This window comes from Streptosporangium sp. NPDC000509 (assembly GCF_042898365.1).
Taxonomy (GTDB): domain Bacteria; phylum Actinomycetota; class Actinomycetes; order Streptosporangiales; family Streptosporangiaceae; genus Streptosporangium.
In genome coordinates, this window is record NZ_JBIAYX010000012.1 from 15979 (window position 1) to 40205 (window position 24227).

Annotated in this window: 24 protein-coding genes and 1 riboswitch; of the genes, 16 read left to right on the forward strand and 8 right to left on the reverse strand. The window is 70.7% G+C overall.

The annotated features are described in order from the left end of the window. Positions 1 to 13: 13 nt before the first annotated feature. Positions 14 to 1360 carry an amidohydrolase gene (locus ACFY3D_RS22295; RefSeq protein ID WP_389981913.1) on the forward strand — a complete coding sequence of 449 codons (1347 nt, stop codon included), beginning with the start codon at positions 14 to 16 and terminating at the stop codon, positions 1358 to 1360. Positions 1361 to 1472: 112 nt separating this feature from the next. Beyond that, positions 1473 to 2165 carry an FAD-dependent thymidylate synthase gene (gene thyX, locus ACFY3D_RS22300; protein ID WP_389981915.1) on the forward strand — a complete coding sequence of 231 codons (693 nt, stop codon included), beginning with the start codon at positions 1473 to 1475 and terminating at the stop codon, positions 2163 to 2165. Positions 2166 to 2171: 6 nt separating this feature from the next. On the opposite strand, the gene ACFY3D_RS22305 is transcribed toward thyX, so the two are convergent. Then, positions 2172 to 2501 carry a hypothetical protein gene (locus tag ACFY3D_RS22305; protein ID WP_350947139.1) on the reverse strand — a complete coding sequence of 110 codons (330 nt, stop codon included), beginning with the start codon at positions 2499 to 2501 and terminating at the stop codon, positions 2172 to 2174. Between the two features lie 371 nt (positions 2502 to 2872). Further along, positions 2873 to 3988, reverse strand: coding sequence for a globin domain-containing protein (locus tag ACFY3D_RS22310; RefSeq protein WP_389981917.1), 1116 nt, complete (start codon positions 3986 to 3988; stop codon positions 2873 to 2875). Positions 3989 to 4479: 491 nt separating this feature from the next. Between ACFY3D_RS22310 and ACFY3D_RS22315 the strand changes: the two genes are divergently transcribed. Both ACFY3D_RS22315 and ACFY3D_RS22320 read left to right on the forward strand, forming a co-directional pair. Beyond that, positions 4480 to 5166, forward strand: a complete 687-nt coding sequence (locus ACFY3D_RS22315; protein ID WP_389981919.1) for a gamma-glutamyl-gamma-aminobutyrate hydrolase family protein — start codon at positions 4480 to 4482, stop codon at positions 5164 to 5166. Positions 5167 to 5338: 172 nt separating this feature from the next. Beyond that, a complete protein-coding gene (locus ACFY3D_RS22320; RefSeq protein WP_389981921.1) occupies positions 5339 to 6253 on the forward strand; it encodes an alpha/beta hydrolase in 915 nt (304 codons plus the stop codon). A 46-nt stretch (positions 6254 to 6299) separates the two neighbouring features. Here ACFY3D_RS22320 and ACFY3D_RS22325 read toward each other — a convergent pair whose 3' ends face one another. Together ACFY3D_RS22325 and ACFY3D_RS22330 are read right to left on the reverse strand one after the other, a co-directional pair. Beyond that, a complete protein-coding gene (locus ACFY3D_RS22325; protein WP_389981923.1) occupies positions 6300 to 7496 on the reverse strand; it encodes an acyl-CoA dehydrogenase family protein in 1197 nt (398 codons plus the stop codon). A 51-nt stretch (positions 7497 to 7547) separates the two neighbouring features. Further along, a complete protein-coding gene (locus tag ACFY3D_RS22330) occupies positions 7548 to 8153 on the reverse strand; it encodes a class I SAM-dependent methyltransferase (protein ID WP_389981925.1) in 606 nt (201 codons plus the stop codon). 139 nt (positions 8154 to 8292) lie between these two features. On the opposite strand from ACFY3D_RS22330, the gene ACFY3D_RS22335 reads away from it, so the two are divergent. From ACFY3D_RS22335 to ACFY3D_RS22375, 9 genes are all read left to right on the forward strand, one after another. Then, complete coding sequence (locus tag ACFY3D_RS22335) at positions 8293 to 8712, forward strand: hypothetical protein (protein WP_389981927.1); 420 nt, start codon at positions 8293 to 8295, stop codon at positions 8710 to 8712. Positions 8713 to 8792: 80 nt separating this feature from the next. Then, positions 8793 to 9389 carry a CDP-alcohol phosphatidyltransferase family protein gene (locus ACFY3D_RS22340; RefSeq protein ID WP_350947146.1) on the forward strand — a complete coding sequence of 199 codons (597 nt, stop codon included), beginning with the start codon at positions 8793 to 8795 and terminating at the stop codon, positions 9387 to 9389. Positions 9390 to 9392: 3 nt separating this feature from the next. Next, entirely contained in the window at positions 9393 to 11894 is a 2502-nt protein-coding gene (locus ACFY3D_RS22345) for a mannose-1-phosphate guanyltransferase (RefSeq protein ID WP_350947147.1), read from the forward strand. A gap of 373 nt (positions 11895 to 12267) precedes the next feature. Beyond that, on the forward strand, positions 12268 to 12780 hold the full coding sequence (locus ACFY3D_RS22350) for an FHA domain-containing protein (RefSeq protein ID WP_350947148.1): 513 nt from the start codon (positions 12268 to 12270) through the stop codon (positions 12778 to 12780). A 26-nt stretch (positions 12781 to 12806) separates the two neighbouring features. Further along, positions 12807 to 13457, forward strand: a complete 651-nt coding sequence (locus ACFY3D_RS22355; protein WP_386205217.1) for a MerR family transcriptional regulator — start codon at positions 12807 to 12809, stop codon at positions 13455 to 13457. Positions 13458 to 13536: 79 nt separating this feature from the next. After that, positions 13537 to 14007, forward strand: a complete 471-nt coding sequence (locus tag ACFY3D_RS22360; protein WP_326639501.1) for a bifunctional nuclease family protein — start codon at positions 13537 to 13539, stop codon at positions 14005 to 14007. Between the two features lie 144 nt (positions 14008 to 14151). Then, positions 14152 to 14772, forward strand: a complete 621-nt coding sequence (locus ACFY3D_RS22365) for a MerR family transcriptional regulator (protein WP_350947150.1) — start codon at positions 14152 to 14154, stop codon at positions 14770 to 14772. Positions 14773 to 14787: 15 nt separating this feature from the next. Then, positions 14788 to 14880, forward strand: a riboswitch (glycine riboswitch). 179 nt (positions 14881 to 15059) lie between these two features. Further along, positions 15060 to 17915, forward strand: coding sequence for an aminomethyl-transferring glycine dehydrogenase (gene gcvP / locus ACFY3D_RS22370; protein WP_389981929.1), 2856 nt, complete (start codon positions 15060 to 15062; stop codon positions 17913 to 17915). 125 nt (positions 17916 to 18040) lie between these two features. Then, positions 18041 to 18823 (forward strand): tetratricopeptide repeat protein, encoded by a 783-nt coding sequence (locus tag ACFY3D_RS22375; protein WP_389981931.1) that lies wholly within the window; start codon positions 18041 to 18043, stop codon positions 18821 to 18823. Between the two features lie 152 nt (positions 18824 to 18975). Here ACFY3D_RS22375 and ACFY3D_RS22380 read toward each other — a convergent pair whose 3' ends face one another. Next, complete coding sequence (locus ACFY3D_RS22380) at positions 18976 to 19326, reverse strand: hypothetical protein (RefSeq protein WP_389981933.1); 351 nt, start codon at positions 19324 to 19326, stop codon at positions 18976 to 18978. 146 nt (positions 19327 to 19472) lie between these two features. Here ACFY3D_RS22380 and ACFY3D_RS22385 point away from each other — a divergent pair, with 146 nt between their 5' ends. After that, complete coding sequence (locus ACFY3D_RS22385) at positions 19473 to 20105, forward strand: alpha/beta family hydrolase (RefSeq protein ID WP_350947311.1); 633 nt, start codon at positions 19473 to 19475, stop codon at positions 20103 to 20105. A 7-nt stretch (positions 20106 to 20112) separates the two neighbouring features. Here the strand turns inward: ACFY3D_RS22385 and ACFY3D_RS22390 are convergent, their stop codons facing one another. Together ACFY3D_RS22390 and ACFY3D_RS22395 are read right to left on the reverse strand one after the other, a co-directional pair. After that, on the reverse strand, positions 20113 to 20304 hold the full coding sequence (locus tag ACFY3D_RS22390) for a DUF5999 family protein (protein ID WP_307558872.1): 192 nt from the start codon (positions 20302 to 20304) through the stop codon (positions 20113 to 20115). Between the two features lie 409 nt (positions 20305 to 20713). Then, a complete protein-coding gene (locus ACFY3D_RS22395) occupies positions 20714 to 21316 on the reverse strand; it encodes a TetR/AcrR family transcriptional regulator C-terminal domain-containing protein (RefSeq protein WP_389981935.1) in 603 nt (200 codons plus the stop codon). A 195-nt stretch (positions 21317 to 21511) separates the two neighbouring features. On the opposite strand from ACFY3D_RS22395, the gene ACFY3D_RS22400 reads away from it, so the two are divergent. Then, positions 21512 to 21913, forward strand: coding sequence for a hypothetical protein (locus ACFY3D_RS22400; RefSeq protein WP_389981937.1), 402 nt, complete (start codon positions 21512 to 21514; stop codon positions 21911 to 21913). Between the two features lie 459 nt (positions 21914 to 22372). Continuing rightward, positions 22373 to 22582, forward strand: a complete 210-nt coding sequence (locus ACFY3D_RS22405; RefSeq protein WP_350947156.1) for an MbtH family protein — start codon at positions 22373 to 22375, stop codon at positions 22580 to 22582. A 208-nt stretch (positions 22583 to 22790) separates the two neighbouring features. On the opposite strand, the gene ACFY3D_RS22410 is transcribed toward ACFY3D_RS22405, so the two are convergent. Further along, a complete protein-coding gene (locus tag ACFY3D_RS22410) occupies positions 22791 to 24215 on the reverse strand; it encodes an RNA polymerase sigma factor (RefSeq protein WP_389981939.1) in 1425 nt (474 codons plus the stop codon). Positions 24216 to 24227: the final 12 nt, after the last annotated feature.

The following is a 24227-nucleotide window of genomic DNA, read 5'->3' on the forward strand; positions in this document are numbered from 1 at the left end:
GGGAGGAGCGGGCATGAGGTCGGACGGTGTGCTGCCCGTCGAGTTGCCCGACGCCGTGCGGGAGGCGCTGCTGGCGCCGCTGGTCGACCACAACTGCCACGGCGTGCGCCGCGACGACCTGACCCGGGCCCGGTTCGAGACGCTGCTCACCGAAGCGGGAACCCCGGCGCCGCCGGGCACCACCCACTTCGACACCCCCGCGGGCGCCGCGGTCCGCCGCTGGTGCGCCCCCGTCCTCGGTCTCGCCCCGCACGTGCCGCCCGCCGTCTACCTGGCCCGCCGGATGGAACTCGGCGCCGATGAGGTGAACCGGCGGCTGCTGGGCGCCGCGGGAATCGCCACCTTCCTGTTCGACGGCTTCGAGGGCTCCGACACTTTCGACGGTTCCGGCGACTCGGGCGGACCGAAGGGCCCCGGTGGCCCGGATCGTCGGGACCGCTTCGGCGTGCCCGAGGTGTTGCCACCTGCCGAGATGGGCCACGCGGGCGGCGCGGAGACCGCGCGGGTCGTTCCCATCGAACGGGTCGAGGCGGAGGTCGCGGGAAGCGCCGTCTCGGGAGTCTCCTACATCTCCTCCCTCGCCCAGAACCTCGCGGGACGGGCCGTCCGCGCGGTCGCCCTGAAGTCGGTCACGGCCCACCGGTCAGGCAGGCGTCTCGATCCGGCCAGGCCGAGCCGGGGAGCGGTGATCGCGGCGGCCACCCGGCGGCTGGCCTGTCCGGGGGAGAGGCTCACCGACCAGGTGCTGCTGCGCCACCTGCTCTGGACGGCCGTCGACGTGGCCAGGGAGTACGGGCGGCCGCTGCAGTTTCACACCGGTCTCGCTCGCCCCGGCGGCGGTGCGCGCCGCGACACTCACCTGGGACGCGGTGGCCGGATCACCTCCGGCGGTCACGAGGCCCACGGTGGTTTCGGTACCTCCGGCGGTCACGCCGGACCCGTCCCCGGCCCGCACGACGCGGGTCCGGCGCCGGTGGCCGGCTTCATCATGGCCGTGCAGCCGGTGGGCGTCCCCGTCGTCCTGCTGCACTGCCACCCGTTCCACCGCCAGGCGGCCGGGCTGGCTGGGGTCCTTCCGCACGTCTACGTCGACGTGGGGGCGGCCCTGACCCGCAGTGCCACGGGCTCGGCGGCGGTCATGGCGGAACTGCTGGAGCTCGTGCCGTTCCACAAGCAGCTGTTCGGTTCCGGTGGCCACGGCGTGGCGGAGACCTGTCACCTCGGCGCCCTGCACTACCGGCGCGGCCTGGCGGGGGCGCTCGCCGCGAGACTGGCCGACGGCGAGTGGAGCGTCGCCGACGCGGCCCGGGTGGCCCAGATGATCGGCTCCGGCAACGCGCGCCGGATATACCGGTTGTGACGGGTGCCCGGCTCAGGGGCGGATGGGCCCCTGGAATAATGGGGCGACTGTTGGTGCGACGAGGGGGAGCCAGTTGACGGGCGATGGGGCAGAGGCACGCTTTCTTGACGACGTGACCGTGGAGCTGGTCAAGCACAGCGCCTCCGACACCGACGTGCTCTGGGCCGCGCGGGTGTCGACCGCCGGGGAGCAGTCTCTGGAGGAGATCGGCAAGGACCCCGAGCGTTCGAAGGGGCTGATCAACTTCCTGATGCGCGACCGGCACGGCAGTCCGTTCGAGCACAACTCGATGACCTTCCTCGTCAGCGCTCCGATCTTCGTCTTCCGCGAGTTCCACCGGCACAGGGCGGGATGGTCGTTCAACGAGGAGAGCGGGAGATATCGCGAGCTTCGTCCGGTCTTCTACGTGCCGGGCCACGACCGGAAGCTGGTGCAGAAGGGCAAGCCGGGGCAGTACGTCTTCGCCGACGGTGACGCCGGGCAGCACAAGCTCGTCACCGAGGTGATGGAGTCGTCGTACCGGAACTCTTATGCCGCCTACCAGGAGCTGCTGGAGGCCGGGATCGCGAGGGAGGTGGCCAGGGCGGTGCTGCCCGTCGGTCTCTTCTCGTCGATGTACGCCACCTGCAACGCGCGCTCGCTCATGCACTTCCTGTCCCTGCGTACCAAGAACGAGCAGGCCAGGGTGCCCTCGTTCCCGCAGCGCGAGATCGAGATGGTGGCGGAGAAGATGGAGGCGGCCTGGGCGGAACTGATGCCCCTCACGCATGCGGCCTTCGCGGCCGCGGGCAGGGTCGCTCCCTAGCCCGCCTCAGCCCGTCGTCTCCGGGGAGCGGGAGAGGACGGGCAGGACGAAGATCTCGGCACCGGGAGGCAGCGCGCAGTCGAGGCCGCCATGGTGCCGGGCGTTCTCCCCGCAGACGAACATGCTGATATGGCGGCGGATGCCCCCGTAGTCGTCGCGGAGCCGCTGCTCCAGGAACGGGTGCGTGCGGCGGAGCATGTCGAGGGCGGAGCCCAGCGTGGGGTGTCCGTCGTCGCGGTCGGCGATCGCGAAGACGCGGATCTCGGTGGTCTCGCCCGCCCAGTGGCGCAGTGTGGCGGGGAGCATGAAGGTCACGAGGGTGACGGGTCTGGCCATCGGCTCAGAGCACCGTGACGTGCGAGGCGGGCACGGCCGAGGATCGAGGGGGGAGCTCACCCCGGTCCGCGGAGGGCCGCCACCGGTGGGGGGGACCGGGGACGAGGGCGTGCGGACGGGCGGTCCCGGCCGGAGGGCCGGACGGGCGGCGACGGTGGCGGACGGGGCCGGCCGGGCTGCCGGGCGAGTGACGATGATGGCGGACGGGTCCGTGCGGGTGGCGGTCGAGAGGGGGGCACGGGCTGGGAGGGGGGCCCTCGTGCATGACCATCTCCTTTCGGATCGGGCCTCATGCTGCCATGTCACGCCGCGTCCCGCCGTGCTCTATGAAATTTGCGTGATCAATTTGGGGTGTTAGTCGCGAATGTCGCTCAAGGATCCCCCTCCACGGTGTCCCGGTGGATATGGGCCAACGGCATTCCGCCCCGCTGGAGCCTGCGGACGGTCTCGTCGACCATGGCGACCGGGCCGCAGACATAGGCCTCGTGGTCGGCCCACGAGTGGAACCGCTCCATCACCTCGGAAAGACGGCCCCGCATGCCGGCGTACCCCCGCTCCTCGGAGACCACGGGCAGCACCCGCAGCCACGGGAAGGCCGACTCCATCCGCCGCAGGTCGGTCAGGTCGTAGAGTTCGGCGGCCGTGCGGGCTCCGTACAGCAGGTGGATGTCGGGGCGGCGCCCGGAGTCGATCAGGTGCTCCAGGATCGCCTTGATCGGGGCCAGGCCGGTGCCGCCCGCCACACACAGGATGTCGCGTCCGGAGCCGGAGGGCACCATGGTGCCGATCGCGGGGCCCAGCGTCACGGTGTCACCGATCCGGGTGTGCCTGACCAGCGTGGTGGAGACCCAGCCACCGGTGATCGCGCGGACGTGCAGACGGACGGTGTTGTCGTCCCGGGGCGCGTTCGCGATGGAGAACGCGCGCCAGACGCGTGGCCAGCGCGCGGTCTGCACGTTGACGTACTGGCCGGGCACATAAGGCAGCTCCTGGCCGGGCCGCAGGGTGATCACCGCGATGTCCGGGGTGCGGAGCTCGTGGTCGATCACCTCGGCCGGCCACCAGGCGGGCGACACTCCCGCGTCCGACCGGGCTGACTCGATCATGAGATTGGCGGCGGCGGTGTAAGCGGCCACCCACGCCGCCTCGATCTCGGTGTTCCAGACCTCGGCGGCGAAGCGCCGGATCGTGGCGAGGAGCGCGTTGCCGACCGCGGTGTAGTGCTCGGGGACCACTCCGTACTTGCGGTGGTCGCGGCCGAGCTGGCCGAGGAACGACGCCATGCCGCCGGGGCTGTCCAGGCTCCAGACGATCCTGGTCAGCGCGCTGAACAACCGGTCGCGCTGGATGTCCATCGCCGGGGGGAACATCGCCCGCAGGTGCGGGTTCTCGGCGAACAGGCGCCCGTAGAAGTATGCCGCGGCCTTGTCCGCGACGGGTTCGACGACGGCGAAGCTTTCCTTGACAAGACGCGGATTCAAAGACATTTAAAGAACCCACCCTAATTGACCGGCTCAAAGTCCGATCACGCAGATCCACCTCCCTGACGGCTCCGGGTGACGAGTGACCTGGAGCCCCGGCTCGCCCGGTCACTCGAATTCGAGTCTTCCATCACCTAGTGGGCCTCACAACCGTTTCCCGGCAATATAGCGGGAAATCTAACTATCGGTAATTGGAGAGTTATTTTGGGTGACTGGTTAATCTGTGGAGAGCTGGATAAACGAATAATAATCACATTCGTTTTGAAGGTGAAATTTACTATTCGTACGATTTCTCATCACGGCGGGGTTCCGAGGGGTTGAGCGGCGGGAAGCCCTCCGGCGGTGAGGGGTGGGGAGGCCCGGCGAGACGACACTGATACCTCGGATGTGTGACATGACCGAAATGGAGTGCGCCATGATAGGGAAGCTGTTGGAGATGGGATCGGTGCTGTCCGAAACAGGTGGCGCCACCTCGTGCACGCCCCCCTGGAGAACGCATGCCCCAACCTTTGATCGGTATCACCACCTACCTTGAGGCCGCCCGCTGGGGCGACTGGGTCAGGGAGGCCGTCCTGTCGCCGCCCTCCTACGCGCGGGCCGTCGAGAAGGCGGGTGGCGCCCCGGTGCTGCTGCCCCCGCTCAACCTCGGCGGGATCGACGACTACGTCCGCGGCCTGTCCGGTGTGATCCTCGCCGGAGGGGGCGAGCTCGATCCCTCCCTGTACGGGGCCGCCCGCGAGGAGCGCGTCGGTGACCCGCAGCCGCACCGCGACCGCTTCGAGTTGGCGCTGGCCCGCGCCGCCGTCAAGGCCGACCTGCCGCTGCTCGCCTCGGGGCGGGGCATGCATGTCCTGAACGTCGCCCAGGGCGGGAACCTGATCCCCTGGCTCCCCGAGGTGGTCGACCACGACCGTCACGCCGCCTCCACGGCGCACCGCGTCCAGATCAGCGTCTCCAGCAAACTCGGCAAGACGCTGGGCGACACGGCCGAGGTGACCGCCTCCCATCACCAGGCCGTCAAGCGGCTGGGCACCGGCCTGCTCGCCGTGGCGTGGGCCGACGACCAGATCGTCGAGGGCGTCGAGCTGGAGGGGCACAGGTTCGGCATCGGTGTGCAATGGGACCTCGCGCGAGCCGGGGACAACCGGCTCGTCGAGGCCCTGGTCGAGGCCGCCGGATCCTGACACCGTCGCGCGGACGTGACGTCCCGCGCGATCGCCCCGGTGTGCCGGTCGTTCCCGACGCCGTCGCGCGGACGTCACCCGCGAGAACGGGCGATGCGACGCGCCGCTGACGCGCGCCGCCGCCGCGCCCGGGTCCCGCCGTGCCGGGGACGACGCGGGTAGGGTGCCGATCATGCCGTTGCACCCGCAGGCCGAGGCCTACCTGAAGCTCTTCCGGACAGACCTCGGCGCCCCTCTCTCCACTCTCACCCCCGAAACGATCGCCGAGCTGCGGACCCTCGACGCCTTCGCCGAGCAGCGCGGTCCGATCATTCCCCTCCCGGTGGTGAGGGACGACGTCGCCGCGGGGGTGCCGGTCCGCGTCTACCGGCCCCGGGAGGGCGACGACCCCCTCCCCGCGCTCGTCTACTTCCACGGCGGAGGCTGGGTCTTCGGAAGCGTCGAGCGCAACGACGCGCTCGGCCGCGACCTCGCGGTACGCAACGGGGCGGTCGTGATCTCGGTCGACTACCGGCTCGCGCCCCACCATCCCTTTCCCGCGGCGGCCGACGACGCGTGGAGCGTCGTCCAGGACCTCTTCGCCCGTCCCGGCGCCTACGGGGCCGACCCCGGGCGCATCGCGGTCTGCGGCGACAGCGCCGGGGGTAACGTCGCGGCCGTCGCCGCCTGGCGGGCCAGGGACGCCGGGCTCGGGCTCGCCCACCAGCTGCTCGTCTACCCGGTGACCGACGTGGCCATGGACACCGAGAGCTACCGCACCTACGCCACCGGATTCGGGCTCGGGGCCGATGAGATGGCCTGGTTCGTCACGCAGTACGGAGGCGACCCGGCCGACCCCCGGCTCGCCCCGGCCCGGCTGGCCGACAAGTCCGGCCTGGCTCCGGCGACGGTGATCGTCGCCGAGTGCGACCCGCTCTGCGACGAGGGCGAGGAGTACGCCGCCCAGCTCGCCGAGGCCGGAGTGCCGGTCGAGGTGAGGAGGTACGAGGGGGCCATCCACGGTTTCTTCGGCCTGCCGGGCTTCTTCGACCAGGCGATCGAGGCGCGCGAGTACGCCGCGGCCCGTCTCGCGGAGGCATTCCGGTGAGCGGCGCCGCCCCTGCCCCCGTACGGCGGGAGCGTCCGCGACCCGGTCAGAAACTCCTGGGCAGCCCGAGCACCTGGGTGGCCAGATAGTTGAGCAGGAGCTCCTCGGTGACGGGGGCCACCCTGCCGATACGGGCGTCGGCCAGCAGGCGGGCCACCGGATACTCCAGCGAGTAGGCCATGCCGCCGTGCGTCTGGAAGGCGTGGTCGGCCGCCTCCCACGCGGCCTGCGAGGCGGTCAGTTTGGCGATGTTGGCCTCGGTGCCGCAGGGCAGCTGCCTGTCGAACAACCACGCGGCCTTGTAGAGCATCAGCCTGGCCAGCTCGATCTTGGCCTTGACCTGGGCGAGGGGGAAGGCGATGGCCTGGTTGGCGCCGATCGGGCGGCCGAAGACCTCGCGCTCCTTGGCGTACCGCACGGCCACCCCCAGCGCCACCTCGGCGCCGCCGAGGGCGGAGGCGGCCAGCAGGACGCGCTCGGGGTTGAGGATGTCCCACAGCACCAGCGCGCCCTGGTCGACCTCGCCGACGACGTTCCTCTCGGGGACCCGCAGATCGTCGATGAAGACCATGTTGGACGGGGTGGTGTTCGCGCCCATCTTCGGGATCGGCCGGAAGGACAGCTGCCCGGCGGCGACCGCCTCGGGGACGTTCACCAGCAGGACGGTCAGGCCGTTGGAGCGAGGACTGGCCTCGGCGGCCGGGATGGTCCGGGTGACGAGGAGCATCCAGGTCGCCCGCTGCACCCCGGTGATCCAGATCTTCTGGCCCTGGACGACGAACTCCGCACCGTCGCGGCGGGCGAAGGTGGAGATGCCCAGGGCGTTGGACCCGGCGTCGGGCTCGGTCAGGGCGAAGCAGGTCTCCAGCTCGCCGGTGGCCAGCCTGGGCAGCAGCTCCTCACGCTGCCGGCCGCTGCCGTGCCTGGCGAGGGTCATGGCGCCGAACCCGGGGGTGAGCACGTAGGTGAACGCCGAGCCGCCCGCTGAGCCGGAGGCCGACAGGGTCTCGGTGGCCACGGCCAGCTCCAGCAGGCCCTGCCCGCCGCCGCCGTACTCCTCGGGCACGGCCAGGCCGAGCCAGCCGCCCTTCGCCAGGTCCTGCCAGACCTCCTCCGGCCAGCGCTTCTCGCTCTCGCACCGCTGCCAGTAGTCCAGGTCGTAGCGCGCGCAGATGTCGCCGATGCCGCGCTGCACGGCGAGGGCGCTCTCGGGGAGGGTGAAGTCCACGATGATCAACTCCATCGTTCTCGGCGGGGGACTGCCGCGGAAGTATGAGTCCGAGGCCCTGCTGGCTCAGGATTCCGAGGCGGGAAGGCGCGGCCTGCGCGCGTGGTAGACGAAGGCCGGCGGCACGTTCCCCCACACCGTCCGGCCCACGACGACCTCCTCGAAGGTGTCGGCGAGACGCCTCCTGAAGCGCCGCGCGGGGGGAAGGCGCTTGGCGAAGCTGTACGCGAAGGTGGTGAAGGCCGTATGCGTGCCCATGATCGCGGTGACCGCCTCCAGCAGGCGGGCCTGTGTGTCCGCGGAGAAGGCGGCCCACGGCAGCCCGCTCACGATCGCGTCGGCCTTGGACAGGCCGCGCTCCTGGAGCAGCTGCGGCAGCCGCGCCGCGTCGTCGACCACGACGTCCACCCCGGGGTTTCCCGCGGCGAGGAACTCGGCCAGCCTCGGGTTGATCTCGACGGCCATGTGGTGTCCCCGGCCGCCCAGCCGGCGCTGGATCTCCGCCGTGAACGCGCCGGTGCCGGGGCCGAGCTCGACGATCACCGGATCTCCTCGGAGGGGAACGGGCGAGGCCACCGCCTCGGCGAGCCGCCGCGAGCTCGGCGCCACCGCTCCGACGGTGCCCGGCGAGCGGAGCCACTGCCCCAGAAAGAGCGCGGTGTCATTGGTCATGGTCTGAAGCGTAGGGGAATCCGCCAGGCGGTGGATCCGTAGGTCATTCCCCAGGCTGACGACCCGGCCGTGCCTCCGCGGTCACGATGTGCTTCGAACCACTCGCTTCTCATCTTTCATCTGAGGAAGGACACATCTCATGCAGGAGGTCGTCGCCCAGCCCGATCCGACGCGGGGCCGTCAGGTATCCACGGGCCTGCTGTACGGCGTCCGCGTCCTCGTCGTCGCCCAGGCCGCCGGACTCGTCGTCGCCGCCTCGTTCGCGGGCCAGGCCGTACAGGGCGGGGGAGAACTCGGCGAGACCCACGTCATGGCCGGGATGGTGGTGCACCTGATCGCCCTGCTGCAGATCGTCGCGGCCGTGCTGGTCTGGCGTCCGGGACGGGGGGCGGGCTGGCCCGCGCTGGCCAGTCTCGGCCTGTTCCTGATCGGCATGGGCCAGCACTTCAGCTGGGACGCGCTCGGCACCCACGTGCCCAGCGGTCTCGCCCTGTTCGGACTGACCGTGGCGGTGCTCATCTGGGCGTGGTCGCCCCGCGCCGCCGAACGCCGGTCCTGAGACGTGCGCCCTCCCCGCATCCCCTCGGTGGCGCCGGACACAGTAGTGTCACCATCAGGTGCGGGGAGGGAGTTCAGCCGGTGGGTCCGGAAGAATCGGGGGCTGAAGATCGAATTTGGACGGTTCCCAACGCGCTGAGCCTGGCCAGGCTCCTGGGGGTGCCGGTCTTCCTCTGGCTCGTGCTGGGGCCGAAGGCCGACGGCTGGGCCGTCGCCCTGCTCATGCTGGCCGGATTCTCCGACTGGCTCGACGGCAAGATCGCCCGTGCCTGGAACCAGACCAGCAGGCTCGGCCGCCTGCTCGACCCGCTGGCCGACCGGCTCTACATCCTGGCCACCCTGTTCGGCCTCGCCATGCGCGAGATCATCCCCTGGTGGCTGGCGCTCGCCATCCCGCTGCGCGACGTGATGCTGCTGGGCATCCCGCTCATCCTGCGCCGTCTCGGATACGGTCCGGCACTGCCCGTGCACTTCCTCGGCAAGGCCGCCACCGCGAACCTGCTCTACGCCTTCCCCCTGCTCTTCCTGGCCCATCACCCCTCCTGGTACGCCGAGGCGGCGGGGATCGTCGGCTGGTCCCTCGCCATCTGGGGCACAGGTCTGTACTGGTGGTCCGGAGTGCTGTATTGGGTACAGGTGCGTCAGCTGACCAGCGAGGCCAAACGCCTTAAGAGGTGATCTGTGAAGGCCGTCGTCATGGCGGGCGGGGAAGGGACACGGCTCCGGCCGATGACCGCGAACCAGCCCAAGCCTCTCCTGCCCGTGATCAATCGGCCGATCATGGAGCATGTGCTCCGCCTGCTGAAACGGCACGGTTTCACCGAGACGGTGGTCACCGTGCAGTTCCTGGCGGCTCTGGTCAGAAACTACTTCGGCGACGGCGACGAGCTCGGCATGAGCCTGCACTACGCCACCGAGGACACGCCGCTCGGCACCGCGGGCAGCGTCAAGAACGCCGCCGACCGGCTCCGTGACGACCGCTTCCTGGTCATCTCCGGCGACGCGCTGACCGACATCGACCTGAGTGACATGATCCGCTTCCACCGCGAGAACGGCGCGATGGTCACGATCGGGCTCAAGCGCGTCCCCAACCCGCTGGAGTTCGGCATCGTCATCGTCGACGACCAGGGCAGGGTGGAGCGCTTCCTGGAGAAGCCGACCTGGGGCCAGGTCTTCTCCGACACCGCCAACACCGGCATCTACGTGATGGAGCCCGAGGTCCTCGACGAGATCGCGGCCGGGGAGTCCGTCGACTGGTCGGGCGACGTGTTCCCCAGGCTGCTGGAGCGCGGCGCCCCGCTGTACGGCTACGTGGCCGACGGCTACTGGGAGGACGTGGGCACCCACGAGAGCTACCTCAAGGCCCAGGCCGACGTCCTGTCGGGGCGGGTCAAGGTCGACATCGACGCCTTCGAGGTCTCACCGGGCGTCTGGGTGGCCGAGGGGGCCTCGGTCGACGCCGACGCCGTCCTCAAGGGCCCCCTCTACATCGGCGACTACGCCAAGGTCGAGGCGGGGGCCGAGCTGCGCGAGTACACCGTGCTCGGCAGCAACGCGGTGGTCAGGGAGGGAGCCTTCCTGCACCGCGCGGTCGTCCACGACAACGTCTACGTCGGGCCCAGCGCCCACCTGCGCGGTTGCGTGATCGGCAAGAACACCGACCTGATGACCGCGGCCAGGGTCGAGGAGGGCGCCGTCGTCGGAGACGAGTGCATCATCGAGGCCGAGGCGTACATCTCCTCCGGCGTCAAGATCTACCCGTTCAAGACCATCGAGGCCGGGGCGGTGATCAACAACAGCGTCATCTGGGAGCCGCGCGCCCAGCGCAACCTGTTCGGCCCCCGGGGGGTGTCGGGGCTGGTGAACGTGGAGATCACCCCCGAGTTGTGCGTACGGCTGGCCAGCGCGTACGCCACCACCCTGAAGAAGGGCGCCTCGGTCATCACCTCCCGCGACTCCTCCCGTGCCGCGCGGGCACTGAAGCGGGCGGTGATCAGCGCCCTGAACGCGAGCGCGATCAACGTGCTCGACCTGGAGGCGTCCCCGCTCCCGGTGGCCCGCTTCCACACCGCCAGGGAGAACGCCGTCGGCGGCATCGCGCTGCGCACCACCCCCGGCGACCCGCAGAGCGTCGACATCGTCTTCATGGACGAGCACGGCGCGGACCTGTCCCCGGCGGCCCAGCGCAAGCTGGACCGGGTCTTCTCCCGGCAGGAGTTCCGCCGCGCCTTCCCCGGAGAGATCGCCGAGCTGAGCTTTCCCGCCAGGGCGGTGGAGGACTACACGCACGAGCTGCTGCGCCTGGTCGACATCAGCGGGGTGCGCGACGTCGACATGAAGGTCGTGGTCGACTGCGCGGGAGGCACCTCCTCGCTGGTGCTGCCCAGCCTGCTGGGCCGGGTCGGGGTGGACGTGCTGACCGTCAACAACCGGCTGGACGACGCCTCGCCCACCGAGACCCTCGCCGAGCGCCGCCGTGATCTGCAGCGCCTCTCAGAGCTCGTCAGCTCCTCCAGGGCGGCCTTCGGGGTGCGCTTCGACCCGGTGGGGGAGCGGGTCGCGCTGGTGGACGAGATGGGCCAGCTGATCAGCGAGGAGCGCGCCCTGCTGGTCGTGCTCGACCTGGTCGCCGCCGAGCGGCGCGGCGGCAGGGTGGCGCTGCCGGTCACCACCACCCGGGTGGCGGAGCAGGTCTGCAGGTTCCACGGCGTGCAGGCCGAGTGGACCTCCACCGCGATCGACGCGCTGACCACCGCGGCCAGAGGGCCGGAGACGATCTTCGCGGCCGACGGGCGCGGCGGTTTCATCGTGCCCGAGTTCGGGCCCACGGTGGACGGCCTGGCGGTGTTCCTGCGCCTGCTGGGCCTGGTCGCCAGGACCAGGCTCTCGCTCAGCCAGATCGACGCCAGGATCCCCGAGGCCAAGCTGCTGCGCCGGACCGTGCCGACCCCGTGGGCCGCCAAGGGCGCGGTGATGCGCTCGGTCATCGAGGCCGCCGAGCACTACCGCATCGACACCACCGACGGGGTCCGGGTCGTCGCCGAGGACGGCAGCTGGGCCCTGGTGCTGCCCGACCCGACGGAGGCGGTCACCCACCTGTGGGCCGAGGGCTTCGACGTCGACTCCGCGCAGACCCTGATCGAGCACTGGGCGCGGGTGGTCGAGGACGCCGCGGGCGGCTGAAGGGGCACAGGCGGGCACAGGCGGGCTCAGGTGGGCCCAGCCGGGCACCGGGGGAGGGGGCGAGGAGCAGGTCGTGAGCGAGGACCGTGAGCCGAGCGGAGCGGGAGAAGCCGGGCGGGAAGGGAGGAGGATGAGCGCTCGGGGGCGAGGGGTCGCGACAAAACACAGCGCGGCGCCATGGACCGGAGACAGTGCCCCACTGTAACTTTGTCACCGACCGTACCCGCGGTTCAGCGTCAACCTTGACCTTCGCGCCTCATCACTGTATGTTGCGGCATTCGCAGTCCGAGAAAACACTTGAGAAGCGAAGAAGCGAGGCGCGCATCACTGAGCACCGTTGCCGCGTCTTCGCGGTAGGAGGCCGAGCCGATCGATGCCGAGCGTCTACTGCACGCAGTGCGGTCATGCCAACCCTGAGGATGCCCGTTTCTGTTCACGATGCGGGTCGCCGCTTACCAAAGCCGAGACCGCCGGAGACAGCACATCGACGATCTCCCTCTCCGGGATCGAGGCGTATGAGGCGGAGACAGGTGAGACGCTTCTCGCCGAACGGCAGGCCGTCGAGCAGTTGCCCCCGGGCACCGCGTTGCTGGTCGCGATGCGCGGCCCCAACGCCGGCAGCCGGTTCCTGCTCGACAGCGATCTCACCACCGTGGGCCGCCATCCGGAGAGCGACATCTTCCTCGACGACATCACGGTCTCGCGCCGTCACGTGGAGTTCTACCGGCGCGGCGGCGGGGTCTTCACCGTCCGTGACGTCGGCAGCCTCAACGGCACGTACGTGAACCGCGAGCGCATCGAGGAGGTCCCGCTGTACGGCGGGGACGAGGTGCAGATCGGCAAGTTCCGCCTCGTCTTCCTCACCCGCGGCGCCGCTGGAGGATGATGAGCTCGCAGGCCGCTCGTGCGCACATGAGCATCGGGGAGGTGCTCGCCCTCCTGCAGGGCGAGTTCCCCGACGTCAGCATCTCCAAGATTCGTTTCCTGGAGGGCGAGGGGTTGATCGAGCCGGAGCGCAGTCCCTCCGGTTACCGCAAGTTCAGCTACGCCGACGTCGAGCGGCTCCGTTACATCCTCAGCGAGCAGCGTGACCGCTACCTGCCGCTGCGAGTGATCAAGGATCATCTGGAGGCGGCCGATCGCGAGGAGCGCCCGGCCGCCCGGCCGCGCGCCGTCCCCGACGAGGCGCCTCCCGAGCTCAGGCTCACCCGCGAGGAGCTGATCGCCGCCGCCGAGCTCGACGAGGAGACCCTCGCCGAGCTTGAGGACTACGGCCTGCTGGCCGCGGTGGCCCGCTACTACGACGCCGAGGCGCTGGCCGTGGCCCGCAGCGTCGGAGCCCTCGCCGCCTTCGGCCTGCGCGCCCGCCACCTGAGGGCGGTCAAGGCCGCGGCCGAGCGCGAGGCGGGCCTGGTGGAGCAGGCCGTCGCCCCGCTGCTGCGCCGTCGCGGGCCTGGCGCGATCGACCAGGCCGACGAGACGGCGAGGGAGATTTCCGGCCTGCTGCTGGAATTGCACGCCTCGCTGCTGCGTTCCGGCGTGCGTGGGGCTCTGGGTCGGTGAGAGCCTGACCAGGCACTCGTACCCCCACGAGTGTTACGTTGAACAAACCGGTCGGAATCCAGCGAAGACGGAGCAGCCCGTGTTGCAGATGGAGGTCGTGGGCGTTCGAGTTGAAATGCCCTCCAACCAGCCGATCGTCTTGTTGAAAGAGACGCATGGGGAGCGTTACCTGCCTATCTGGATCGGCATGACGGAAGCCACGGCGATCGCCATGGCCCAGGCCGAGGAACCACCACCCCGGCCGCTCACTCATGACCTGTTCCGTGACGTGCTCGAAGGGCTCGGAGTCCGGCTGAGCACGGTCAACATCGTCGCCCTGCGCGACGGCATCTTCTTCGCCGATCTCGTGTTCTCCAACGGGGTGGAGGTGAGCGCGCGTCCCTCGGACTCGATCGCCTTGGCACTTCGCACCGGCGCACGTATCTTCGCGAGTGAGGATGTGGTCCGGGAGGCGGGGGTGATCATCCCCGACGACCAGGAGGACGAGGTGGAGAAGTTCAGGGAGTTCCTTGACACGATCACGCCCGAGGACTTCGGCCGCGCGGGGTAGGAATTTCGGTGCATTTACGCTTCACGACGCGCCGAGTGGGGTCGTTGACTGGACCTGGCCCCAGTCCTACGGTGCATGTGAACCCTGCGGCCGTGCGTAAACCCCCAGATCAGGCCGTGGGATGAGAGAAAGCCGGAGGTCCGCGTGGCGGTCAGCAGCGGCGAGGGTAGAAACGCCGATCAGGATGACCCGAAACGGCGCCAGTCGGCACGTCAGCGCGCGGGTGAAGAGGGTCTGCTGTTCGACGGGCAACCGGTGAAGGTGCCCGCCGACATCGGTTACCGGGGCCCGACGGCCTGCTCCGCGGCCGGCATCACCTACCGGCAACTCGACTACTGGGCGCGCACCGGCCTCGTCGAGCCCACCGTGAGAGCCGCCCACGGATCCGGCTCCCAGCGCCTTTACGGCTTTCGCGACATCCTGGTGCTCAAGGTCGTCAAACGGCTCCTCGACACCGGCGTCTCCCTCCAGCAGATCCGCATCGCCGTGCAGCACCTGCGCGACCGGGGCGTCAACGACCTGGCCGGGATCACCCTGATGAGCGACGGGGTGAGCGTCTACGAGTGCACCTCGCCCGACGAGGTGATCGACCTCCTCCAGGGCGGCCAGGGAGTCTTCGGCATAGCACTGGGACGGGTGTGGCAGGAGGTGGAGGGCTCCCTCGCGGATCTGCCCGGCGAACGTGCGGAGTCGAGCGAGGGCCCTTTAGGCGATCATCAGGCCGATGAGCTGGCCCGCCGTCGCAGAGCACGACGAACCGGGTAAACTCGGACTCGCTGCTGACCCTGTGCGGGAGAGACCCCGACAGCGAGCGGGGCGCCGAAGGAGCAACCTCCCCGGAATCTCTCAGGCACCCGGTACCGCACGGACGAGGCAACTCTGGAAAGCAGGCGCGCCGGCCAGGCGCGACTCACCGACGGTGCAAGCCTCCCGTCACGGGTAGGTGAAGCTCTCAGGTCACGACGCGTGAGACGGTCGTGATGACAGAGGGGGAGACCAGGCATACGCCCGCGCCCAGCGCCGGTCTCCACCCCGTCCCGGGAGGCTTCACAATGACCGACCTGTCATCGCTCAGCGAACTCGGCTCCCTGCCGTTCTCCACCCGCCACATAGGGCCGGACGACGCCGGCCAGACCCGCATGCTGGAGGCGGTCGGATTCGCCTCCGTGGCCGACCTGGTCGCGGTGGCCGTGCCCGAGGCGATCCGCTCCGCGGGGCGGCTGAGCCTGCCCCCGGCGGCCGGGGAGTCCGAGGCCCTCGCGGAGCTTCGAGTCCTCGCCGGGCGAAACACCGTGCTCACCTCGATGATCGGCCTGGGCTACCACGACACGATCACTCCGGGCGTCATCCGCCGCAACCTCCTGGAGAACCCCGGCTGGTACACCGCGTACACGCCCTACCAGCCGGAGATCTCCCAGGGCCGTCTGGAGGCCCTGATCAACTTCCAGACCGTCGTCTCCGACCTGACCGCCCTCGACGTCGCCGGTGCCTCCCTGCTCGACGAGGCCACCGCCGCCGCCGAGGCGATGACCCTGGCCCGCCGCGCCGGCCGCGGCCCCTCGAAGGTGTTCGTGGTCGACGCCGACGCGCTGCCGCAGACCAAGGCGGTGCTGCGCACCCGCGCCGAGCCGCTCGGCATCGAGCTGGTCGAGAGCGACTTCACCGCCGAGCTTCCCGAGTGCTTCGGGGTGCTCGTGCAGTATCCCGGCGCCAGCGGCAGGATCCGCGACTTCCGCGCCATCGCCGACGCCGCCCACGCGCGCGGTGCCCAGGTGGTCGCCGCCGCCGACCTGCTCGCCCTCACCCTGCTGGCCGCGCCGGGCGAGCTCGGCGCCGACATCGCCGTCGGGTCCTCGCAACGCTTCGGCGTCCCCCTCGGCTTCGGCGGCCCCCACGCCGCCTACATGGCGGTCCGCGACGGTCTCCAGCGCCAGCTGCCGGGCCGCCTGGTGGGCGTCTCCCAGGACGCCGACAAACGCCCCGCGTACCGGCTCGCCCTCCAGACCCGTGAGCAGCACATCCGCCGCGAGAAGGCCACCAGCAACATCTGCACCGCGCAGGTGCTGCTCGCCGTGATCGCCGGCATGTACGCCGTCTACCACGGCCCCGAGGGCCTGCGCAGGATCGGACGGCGCACCCACAGGCACGCCGTCGTGCTCGCCGAGGGCCTGCGTCAGGGCGGTGTCGAGGTCGTGCACGACACCTTCTTCGACACCGTGCTCGCCAGGGTGCCCGGCCGCGCCGAGGAGATCGTCGCCACGGCCCGCGAGAACGGCGTCAACCTGCGCCTGGTCGACGCCGACCACGTGGGCGTCACCTGCGACGAGAAGACCGAGCCGCTCCACCTGGAGCAGGTCCTGGCCGCCTTCGAGATCAGCGGCGCCGTGCTGGCCGACCTCGACGCCGCCGCCCACGACGCGCTGCCCGCCGCGCTGGCGCGGGTCAGCGACTACCTGACCCACCCGGTCTTCCACAGCCACCGTTCCGAGACGGCCATGCTGCGCTACCTGCGAAGGCTCCAGGACAAGGACATCGCGCTCGACCGGTCGATGATCCCGCTGGGCTCCTGCACCATGAAGCTCAACGCGACCACCGAGATGGAGCCGATCACCTGGCCGGAGTTCGCCGGGCTGCACCCCTACGCGCCCGAGGACCAGGCCGCGGGCCACATCGAGCTGATCGGGGAGCTGGAGCGCTGGCTCGCCGAGGTCACCGGCTACGACGCCGTGTCGCTTCAGCCGAACGCCGGCTCGCAGGGGGAGTTCGCCGGGTTGCTGGCGATCCGCGCCTACCACACCGCGCGCGGAGAGTCGGGCCGCGACGTCTGCCTGATCCCCTCGTCCGCGCACGGCACCAACGCCGCGAGCGCCGTCATGGCGGGCATGCGCGTGGCCGTGGTCGCCTGCGACGACAAGGGCAACGTCGACCTCGACGACCTCGTCGCGAAGATCGACAAGCACCGCGAGCAGCTTGCCGCGATCATGGTGACCTACCCGTCCACGCACGGTGTGTACGAGGAGACGATCGTCCGGATCTGCGAGCTGGTGCACGAGGCCGGCGGGCAGGTCTACGTCGACGGCGCCAACCTCAACGCGCTGGTCGGTCTGGCCAGGCCGGGGGAGTTCGGGGCGGACGTCTCCCACCTCAACCTGCACAAGACCTTCTGCATCCCGCACGGCGGCGGTGGCCCCGGCGTCGGCCCGGTCGCGGTCCGCGCCCACCTGGCCGACTATCTGCCCGGCCATCCGCTGCGTGAGGGTACGGCGGTCGGCCCTGTCTCGGCCGCGCCGTACGGCTCGGCGGGCATCCTGCCCATCTCCTGGGCCTACATCCGGATGATGGGCGCCGACGGCCTGAAGGCGGCGACCGAGCAGGCCATCCTGTCGGCCAACTACCTGGCCCGCAGGCTCAGCCCCCACTACCCGGTCCTCTACACCGGCCGTGGCGGCCTCGTCGCCCACGAGTGCATCGTCGACCTGCGCCAGATCACCAAGGAGACCGGGGTGACGGTCGACGACGTGGCCAAGCGCCTCATCGACTACGGATTCCACGCCCCGACCATGTCCTTCCCCGTGGCGGGAACGCTGATGATCGAGCCGACCGAGAGCGAGGACCTGGCCGAACTCGACCGGTTCTGCGAGGCGATGATCGCGATCCGCGAGGAGATCGCGAAGGTCGCCTCCGGCGCGTACGACAGGACCGACAACCCGCTGCGCAACGCCCCGCACACGGCCGACAGCCTCGTCGTCGACGAGTGGGTCCACCCCTACAGCCGCACCGAGGCGGCCTACCCGCTGCCGTCGGTGCGCGAGGGCAAGTACTGGTCGCCGGTCCGCCGCATCGACCAGGCCTACGGCGACCGTAACCTGGTCTGCTCCTGTCCTCCCCTGGAGGCGTACGAGGACTGATCCCGCCGGCCTCGGCGAGAGCCGGGAAACCCGCGCGAACCGTGATATCCGCCGGGAATGCGGGGGGACGGACGAGGCCCCGAGTCGTTAGGCTCGGGGCGTCTCCGTATCCGGAAGGATCATGCATGCCTGAGGTGGACACCCGTCCCTTGGACGCCGCGCGAAGACTGGCCGAGTCGGGCGATCTCGACGGCGCCGCCACGATCTTCGCTGAGCTGGTCGCCGATCCCGACGAACCCGACAGGGCCCAGGCGGCGGTGGGGCTCGCGGTGGTGCTTGAGGAGAGCGGAGACGTGCCGGGCTCCCGCGCGGCCGCACGCACCGCGCTGGCGACCGGGCACCCGGAGTTCGCCGCCCAGGCCGCCTGCCTGCTCGCGGGGAGCTTCGAAAGGGAGGACCTGGTGGAGCAGGCCCGCGCCGCCTGGCAGGCCGCGCTGGGTGTCGGCCACCCCGCCTACGTCCCGCTGGCGCACATGGCCCTCGCGCGGCTCGCCACGGGCGATGAGGAGGCCGAGCGGTCGCTTCGCGAGGCGCTCGCCACCCGTGACCCGGAGATCGCTCCTCGGGCCGCTCAGCGGCTGGCGGAGGTGTTCCTTGAGGAGGGCGAGCCGGCCGAGGCCGCGCAGGTGCTCCTGGAGGCGCTCTCGGTGCCGGAGGCGGCCGAGGTGCCGAGACTGCGGGTGATGCTCGGCATCGCTCATCTGGAGATGGCCTGCGCCGAGTTCTCCGGCGCGATCGAGGAGGGCGGAGACGTGGAGACCGGTGCGCTGGCCATCGAGCTCCTGGCGCGCACCCTTCCGCTCAGAGGGCGCGACGAGGACGCCGAGCGGGTGTGGCGCTACGGTCTGGACAGCGCCGACGAGGACCTCGCCGGTGAGGTCCGCCTGCGCCTCGACCGGGATCTCTGAGGTCCGGCGACTTCGGGGGCCGTGCGCGGAGCGGCGGTCGCCCTGTGGGCGGACGCCGGGCCGATGAGGTCGGGCCGGACACTGTCCGGGAGTGGCGGATCCACAGGGGACCACAGGGGAGGCGTCTCCCCGTCCCCGCGGCGCCCTCGCCGTCAGTCGCGCTCCCGCCAGCGGCTCAGGGCGTGGGCGAAGTTGATCGCGACGATTCCGCCCCAGGCGAGCAGCAGTCCGGCGGTGCCGGCGTTCTGCGCGGCGATGGCGGTGAGCGGGATCCCGATGCCCATGGAACCGAGGGCGATCGGGATCGAGGAGTTCGTGCTCCTGCGCGGCCTGGCCGCCGGTGCCCCGGCGGCGTGCAACTCGGCGCGCACCCGGTGGGCGATGGTCGCGTCGAGACGTGACACGAACGAGTCGACGAGCGCGGCCTCGTACTCCGGGCCGAGGTCGCGCCGGGCCTCGATGGTGGCGCGCATGTCCTGGCGGATATCTTGGTAGTCCTGCACGCTTCGATTGTTCCCTCGCCCCCGGCCGCCGGGCATCAGCCGTTAGGACGAGATTCGTGTCCACCTTCGACTCCACCCCCCTCGCGAAGGCGTCCGCCCCGCGGACCACCGCGGAATCCCGGCTTCCGGCGGGCACGGCCGGGCCCCTGGAGATCGTGACCCCGCACGGCCCGGCCCTCGTGGAGATCGACGAGGTGGCCGCCCCGCGCTTCCTGCTGGTGCTCACCCACGGCTCGGCCGGGGGAGTGGACGCCCCGGACCTGCTGGCCGTGCGGGACGCCGTGACGGCGATCGGCGGGACGGTCGCGCGGGTGCTGCAGCCGTTCCGTGTGCGCGGGGCCCGGGCGCCGGGGTCGGCGGTCAAGCAGGACGAGGCGTGGGAAAGGCTGGTGGCGGGGTTGCGCGGGCGCTATCCGGGGCTGCCGCTGGCGCAGGGCGGGCGGAGCAACGGGGCGAGGGTCGCGTGCCGTACGGCCGAGCGGGTCGGTGCTCACGCGGTCGTCGCGCTGGCGTTCCCCCTGCACCCGCCGAGGAAGCCGGAGCGGTCACGCGCGGGAGAGCTGCGTGCGGCGGGTGTGGACGTGCTGGTGGTGAGCGGAGACCGTGACCCGTTCGGCGTGCCCGAGGCGGCGGACGCCGCGCGCCTGGTGGTGCTGCCGGGAGAGGGTCACGACCTCGGGAGGAGTCCCACCAGGGTGGGCGAGGTGGTCGCCGAGTGGCTCGACACGAGGATGCGGCCGGGCTCGGTGGACCCGCTCAGCGTGACCGGTCGGGGGTGACGGGTCTTCAGACGACGCCGGCCAGTGGCCGGTGCGGCTCGATGACGGCACCGTCGGGGAGGAGCTCGCCGGTGTCCTCGAACAGCACAACACCGTTGCAGAGCAGGCTCCAGCCCTGCTCGGGGTGGGCCGCCATGGTGCGGGCGGCTTCGCGGTCCAGCGCGTCGGCGGACGGACAGGACGGCTCGTGCGGGCACATCGGCGTGCCTCCGGATCTCTCGTGTCGGCTCGCCCGTGTCACACCGGGCACGGGGGTGGGCATCGGACATCCGGCGGCACCGTCACCGATGGGTCTCCGTTCCCACGTATGACGGGGACGAGCATCTGAATGTTGACATATGGCCATGCGACCCCTAACAGAGCGAGGGTCGCACATCAAGTAGATCAAGTGTGCGATCGATCGCACCTCGGCGACATAGCCCGTTAGGACTGTTTGGGACTGCTAGAGGGCCAGTCCGTCAGGGCTTTGTCGGGGGATGTGACCTATAACACAGCATGCCTCATATGAGCACATTCAACCAAGTCCGACACGCCGCCTGGCGGGTAAACGATCGGTTACAAGTTGCTGACGTGCCCCGATGTCGGCCCTCGCGCCCCCGGCCTGGCCCTTAACGGCTCCTGCCCTCCCGCGTGCCCAGGCCGGCCAGGAGCGCGTCCAGCCCGTGCTCGAAGTCGGTGTCCGCCGCCGGGCTACCGCCTCCCCTCGACGGAGGGCGCCAGGGCTCGTCCCCGTCGCCCGGGGGCTCGGCCCAGCCCGACTGCTGCACCTCCACCGCCACCGCGCCGAAGACGTAGGCCCGCAGGGCGCGTACCGCCCCCGCCGGGTCGGCCAGGCCCGCCTCGGCCAGTTGCTCGGTCTGCTCCCTGATCGCGATCGCCGCCCTGCCCCTCGGCGGCTTGGTCAGGGCGAGGGCCAGCACCCCGGGATGCTCTCTCAGTGCTGCCCTGCTCGCCCGGCACCAGGCCCTCGCGCTCTCCTGCCAGCTCTCGCCCGGCTCGGCGTGCACGGTGGTGACGTGCTCGGCCAGCGCGTCCATGAGGGCGTCCTTGCCGCGCGGCAGGTGGTGGTAGATGGCCATCGCCTCCACCTGGAGCGCGTCGCCCAGCCGTCGCATCGTCAGACGCCGGAGCCCCTGGCCGTCGGCGATGTGAAGGGCGGCGTCGATGATGCGCTCCCTGGAGAGCGGGACGGGTGGTCGCTTGGCGGGCATGGGAGGCATCCTGCCACCGCCTGCCTTACTGCGTAAAGGGTGGCGCGCCGAACAGGACGGACCTCCGTCGCGCGGCGGGACGGGGTCGTCCGGAAGGGGTCGGGTCCCTGAGTGTGTGGGGTGAGGGCTGAGCGCGTAGGCTACGAGCGGTGATCTGCCGGAGGAGGCCCGGCGACCGGTGAGAGAGGGAAGAAGATGGCGTTTTTCCGACCGAGCGTGAGCCGGGAGGCGGAGGTTCGTCACCACGCTGACCAGGAGGTCGGGAAGAGCTTTCCCGAGCTCCTTGAGAAGGCGCGCGAGGCCGAGGCCGAAATGCGCCGGGCGCAGGCCGCCGCGGCTCCGGTGCAGGAGTTGCGAGCCGCCGGGCTGGCGTTCGACAGGGCTCTCACCGAGGCCCTGCGCGCGGCCGAGGCCAACCAGCGTGCGACGTTCGGGGTCAAGGCGTACGACGACCGGATCCGCCGCCGCAAGGGCAGGGCGACCCCCCGGGGTGCCGAGTGGACCGCGGAGGTCAACCGCCTGCGCACCCTTCGCGAGCAGAACCGGCTGACCGGCATCCCCCGGGTTCCCCGCCCGGTCGCCGCCTCCGCCCGCTGACCTTCGTCCCAAGCACCCTGGGCACTTAGGGCTCCCGTTCGAGAGGGCTCCTCCCCGCGGCCGAAGACCGCGGGGAGGAGCCCTTCGCGGTCCCGGCCCACGGGCGGGCCTGTGGGGGGCCTGGGCACCGTCATCCCCCATAAGCCTTGACATCGCCGTCGATGAGGTGGATTTTAGGATAGGCTTACCTAATAAATCTTGTCATTCCGACAGCCCCCGACTGCTCGCCTAACGCTGTGACCAGGTATTTCGCTGAGATGTGCACAGCCACGCATTTTCCTCTGCCCCAACCCCTGCCTGATGGCTCCGAGAACGCGACGGGAGATCGGTGCTCGGCGGCCTCCGGGCGCGCCGGCGGGAAAACCACGCGCCGACGCCCGTACGCGGACCCCGTGCCGACCGCCGCTCCCGGTGCCGGACGAATCCCCGATCCTTGCCCGTTCCTGCTGGAGGTAACCGATGATCAACCCCTTCGACGACGACGGCGCGTCCTTCCTGGTGCTGGTGAACGTGGAGGGGCAGCACTCGTTGTGGCCCGCGTTCGCCGACGTCCCCGCGGGCTGGCAGATCGCCCACGGTGAGGACTCCCGCGCCGGTTGTCTCGCCTACGTCGAGAGCTCCTGGACCGACATGCGCCCAAGGAGCCTCATCACCCAGATGGACGGCTGAGCCTTCCGCGCCTTCCCGGCCTTCGAGGCCGGATGCGGGTGACCGTCGCCTTGGTCCACCTTGGCCCCCGCGCTGACCTTCCGGGAGGGACGCTCGGCGATCGCGCCGATTCCGTCGGGACCCCCCTCGGGCGGGGCCGGAAACGCGGAAGGGCGCCACCGCGGACAGGAGGTCTCGCGGTGGCGCCCTTCGAAACGGGCGGCCCGGGTCAGCTGGCCCAGTCGAGCAGCGGGCGGGTGTTGCTGGGGTGGCGGAGCTTGGAGAGCGACTCCTTCTCCAGCTGGCGGATGCGCTCGCGCGTCAGGCCGAGGTGCTTACCGATCTCGTCGAGGGTGTGGGGCTTGCCGTCGACGAGGCCGAAGCGCAGGGCCATGATCTTGGCCTCCCTGGGGGAGAGGTTGCCCAGCACGCCGCGCAGCTGCTCGCCGAGCAGCTGACGGTCGACGACCTCCGAGGCCTCGGGCGAGTCGACGTCCTCGATGAGGTCGCCGATGGTGGTCTCGCCGTCCTCGCCGATGGTGGCGTTGAGGCTGATCGGCTGGCGGCTGGTGCGCAGCAGCTCCTCGATCTGGTCGGGGCTCTTGTCGAGCTCGACGCCCAGCTCCTCCGGCGTGGGCTCGCGGCCCAGGCGCTGGTGCATGTCGCGCTCGACGCGCGACAGCTTGGAGAGCATCTCCAGCACGTGCACCGGCAGCCTGATCGTGCGGGCCGAGTCCGCGAAGCCGCGCTGGATGGCCTGGCGGATCCACCACATGGCGTAGGTGGAGAACTTGTAGCCCTTGGTGTAGTCGAACTTCTCCACCGCGCGGATCAGGCCGAGGTTGCCCTCCTGGACCACGTCGAGCAGGGCCATGCCCCGGTCGGTGTACTTCTTCGCCACGGAGACGACCAGGCGGAGGTTGGCCTCCAGCATGTGGTCCTTGGCCCGGCGGCCGTCCTCGGCGATCCACTCCAGGTCGTCACGCACGACCGCGGACAGGCCCGGCTCGGCCTCCAGCTTGGACTCGGCGTACAGGCCGGCCTCGATGCGCTTGGCCAGCTCGACCTCCTGTGCGGCGGTGAGCAGGGTGCGACGGCCGATCGACTTCAGGTAGGTGTGCACCGAGTCGCCCATGACGGAGGACTGGTCGTCGAGGTCGAGGGTCGGCTCGACCTCCACCTCGGGCTCCTCCGTCGGGTTCCACTCGTCCTCGGGCTCCGCCGCTGTGTCCTTGGCGTCCTTGACGCCCTTGGCGGTGGTCCCGGCGGCCTTCACGGCCTTGGTCCTCCTGGTGGTCTTGAGGTCCCCGGAGGACTCCACCGGGACCTTGGTCGCGTCGGGGGCGCCGGCCACGGGTTCGGCCTTCGTCGAGGTCTTCCTCGCGGAGGCGGTCTTCGTCTTGTGTGCGGAGGTCTTGCGGGTGCTCTTGGTGGTGGATGCCGAGAGTGTGGGCTCGTTCTCGGCCGCCAGGCTGACGCCCGCCTCGGTGAGCTCGCGCAGAATCGACCTGCCCTCGGTGGGGCTGACGCCCGCCTCGGCGAAGGCGTGACGCAGCTCCGCGAGTGAAAGGTGACCCTGGACTCGTCCTCGGTCAAGGAGCTGGTCGAGGGTCGTCGGGGCCTCAGATGAGGTCGCCACGGCGGCTGGGGGCATGAGGACACCTCC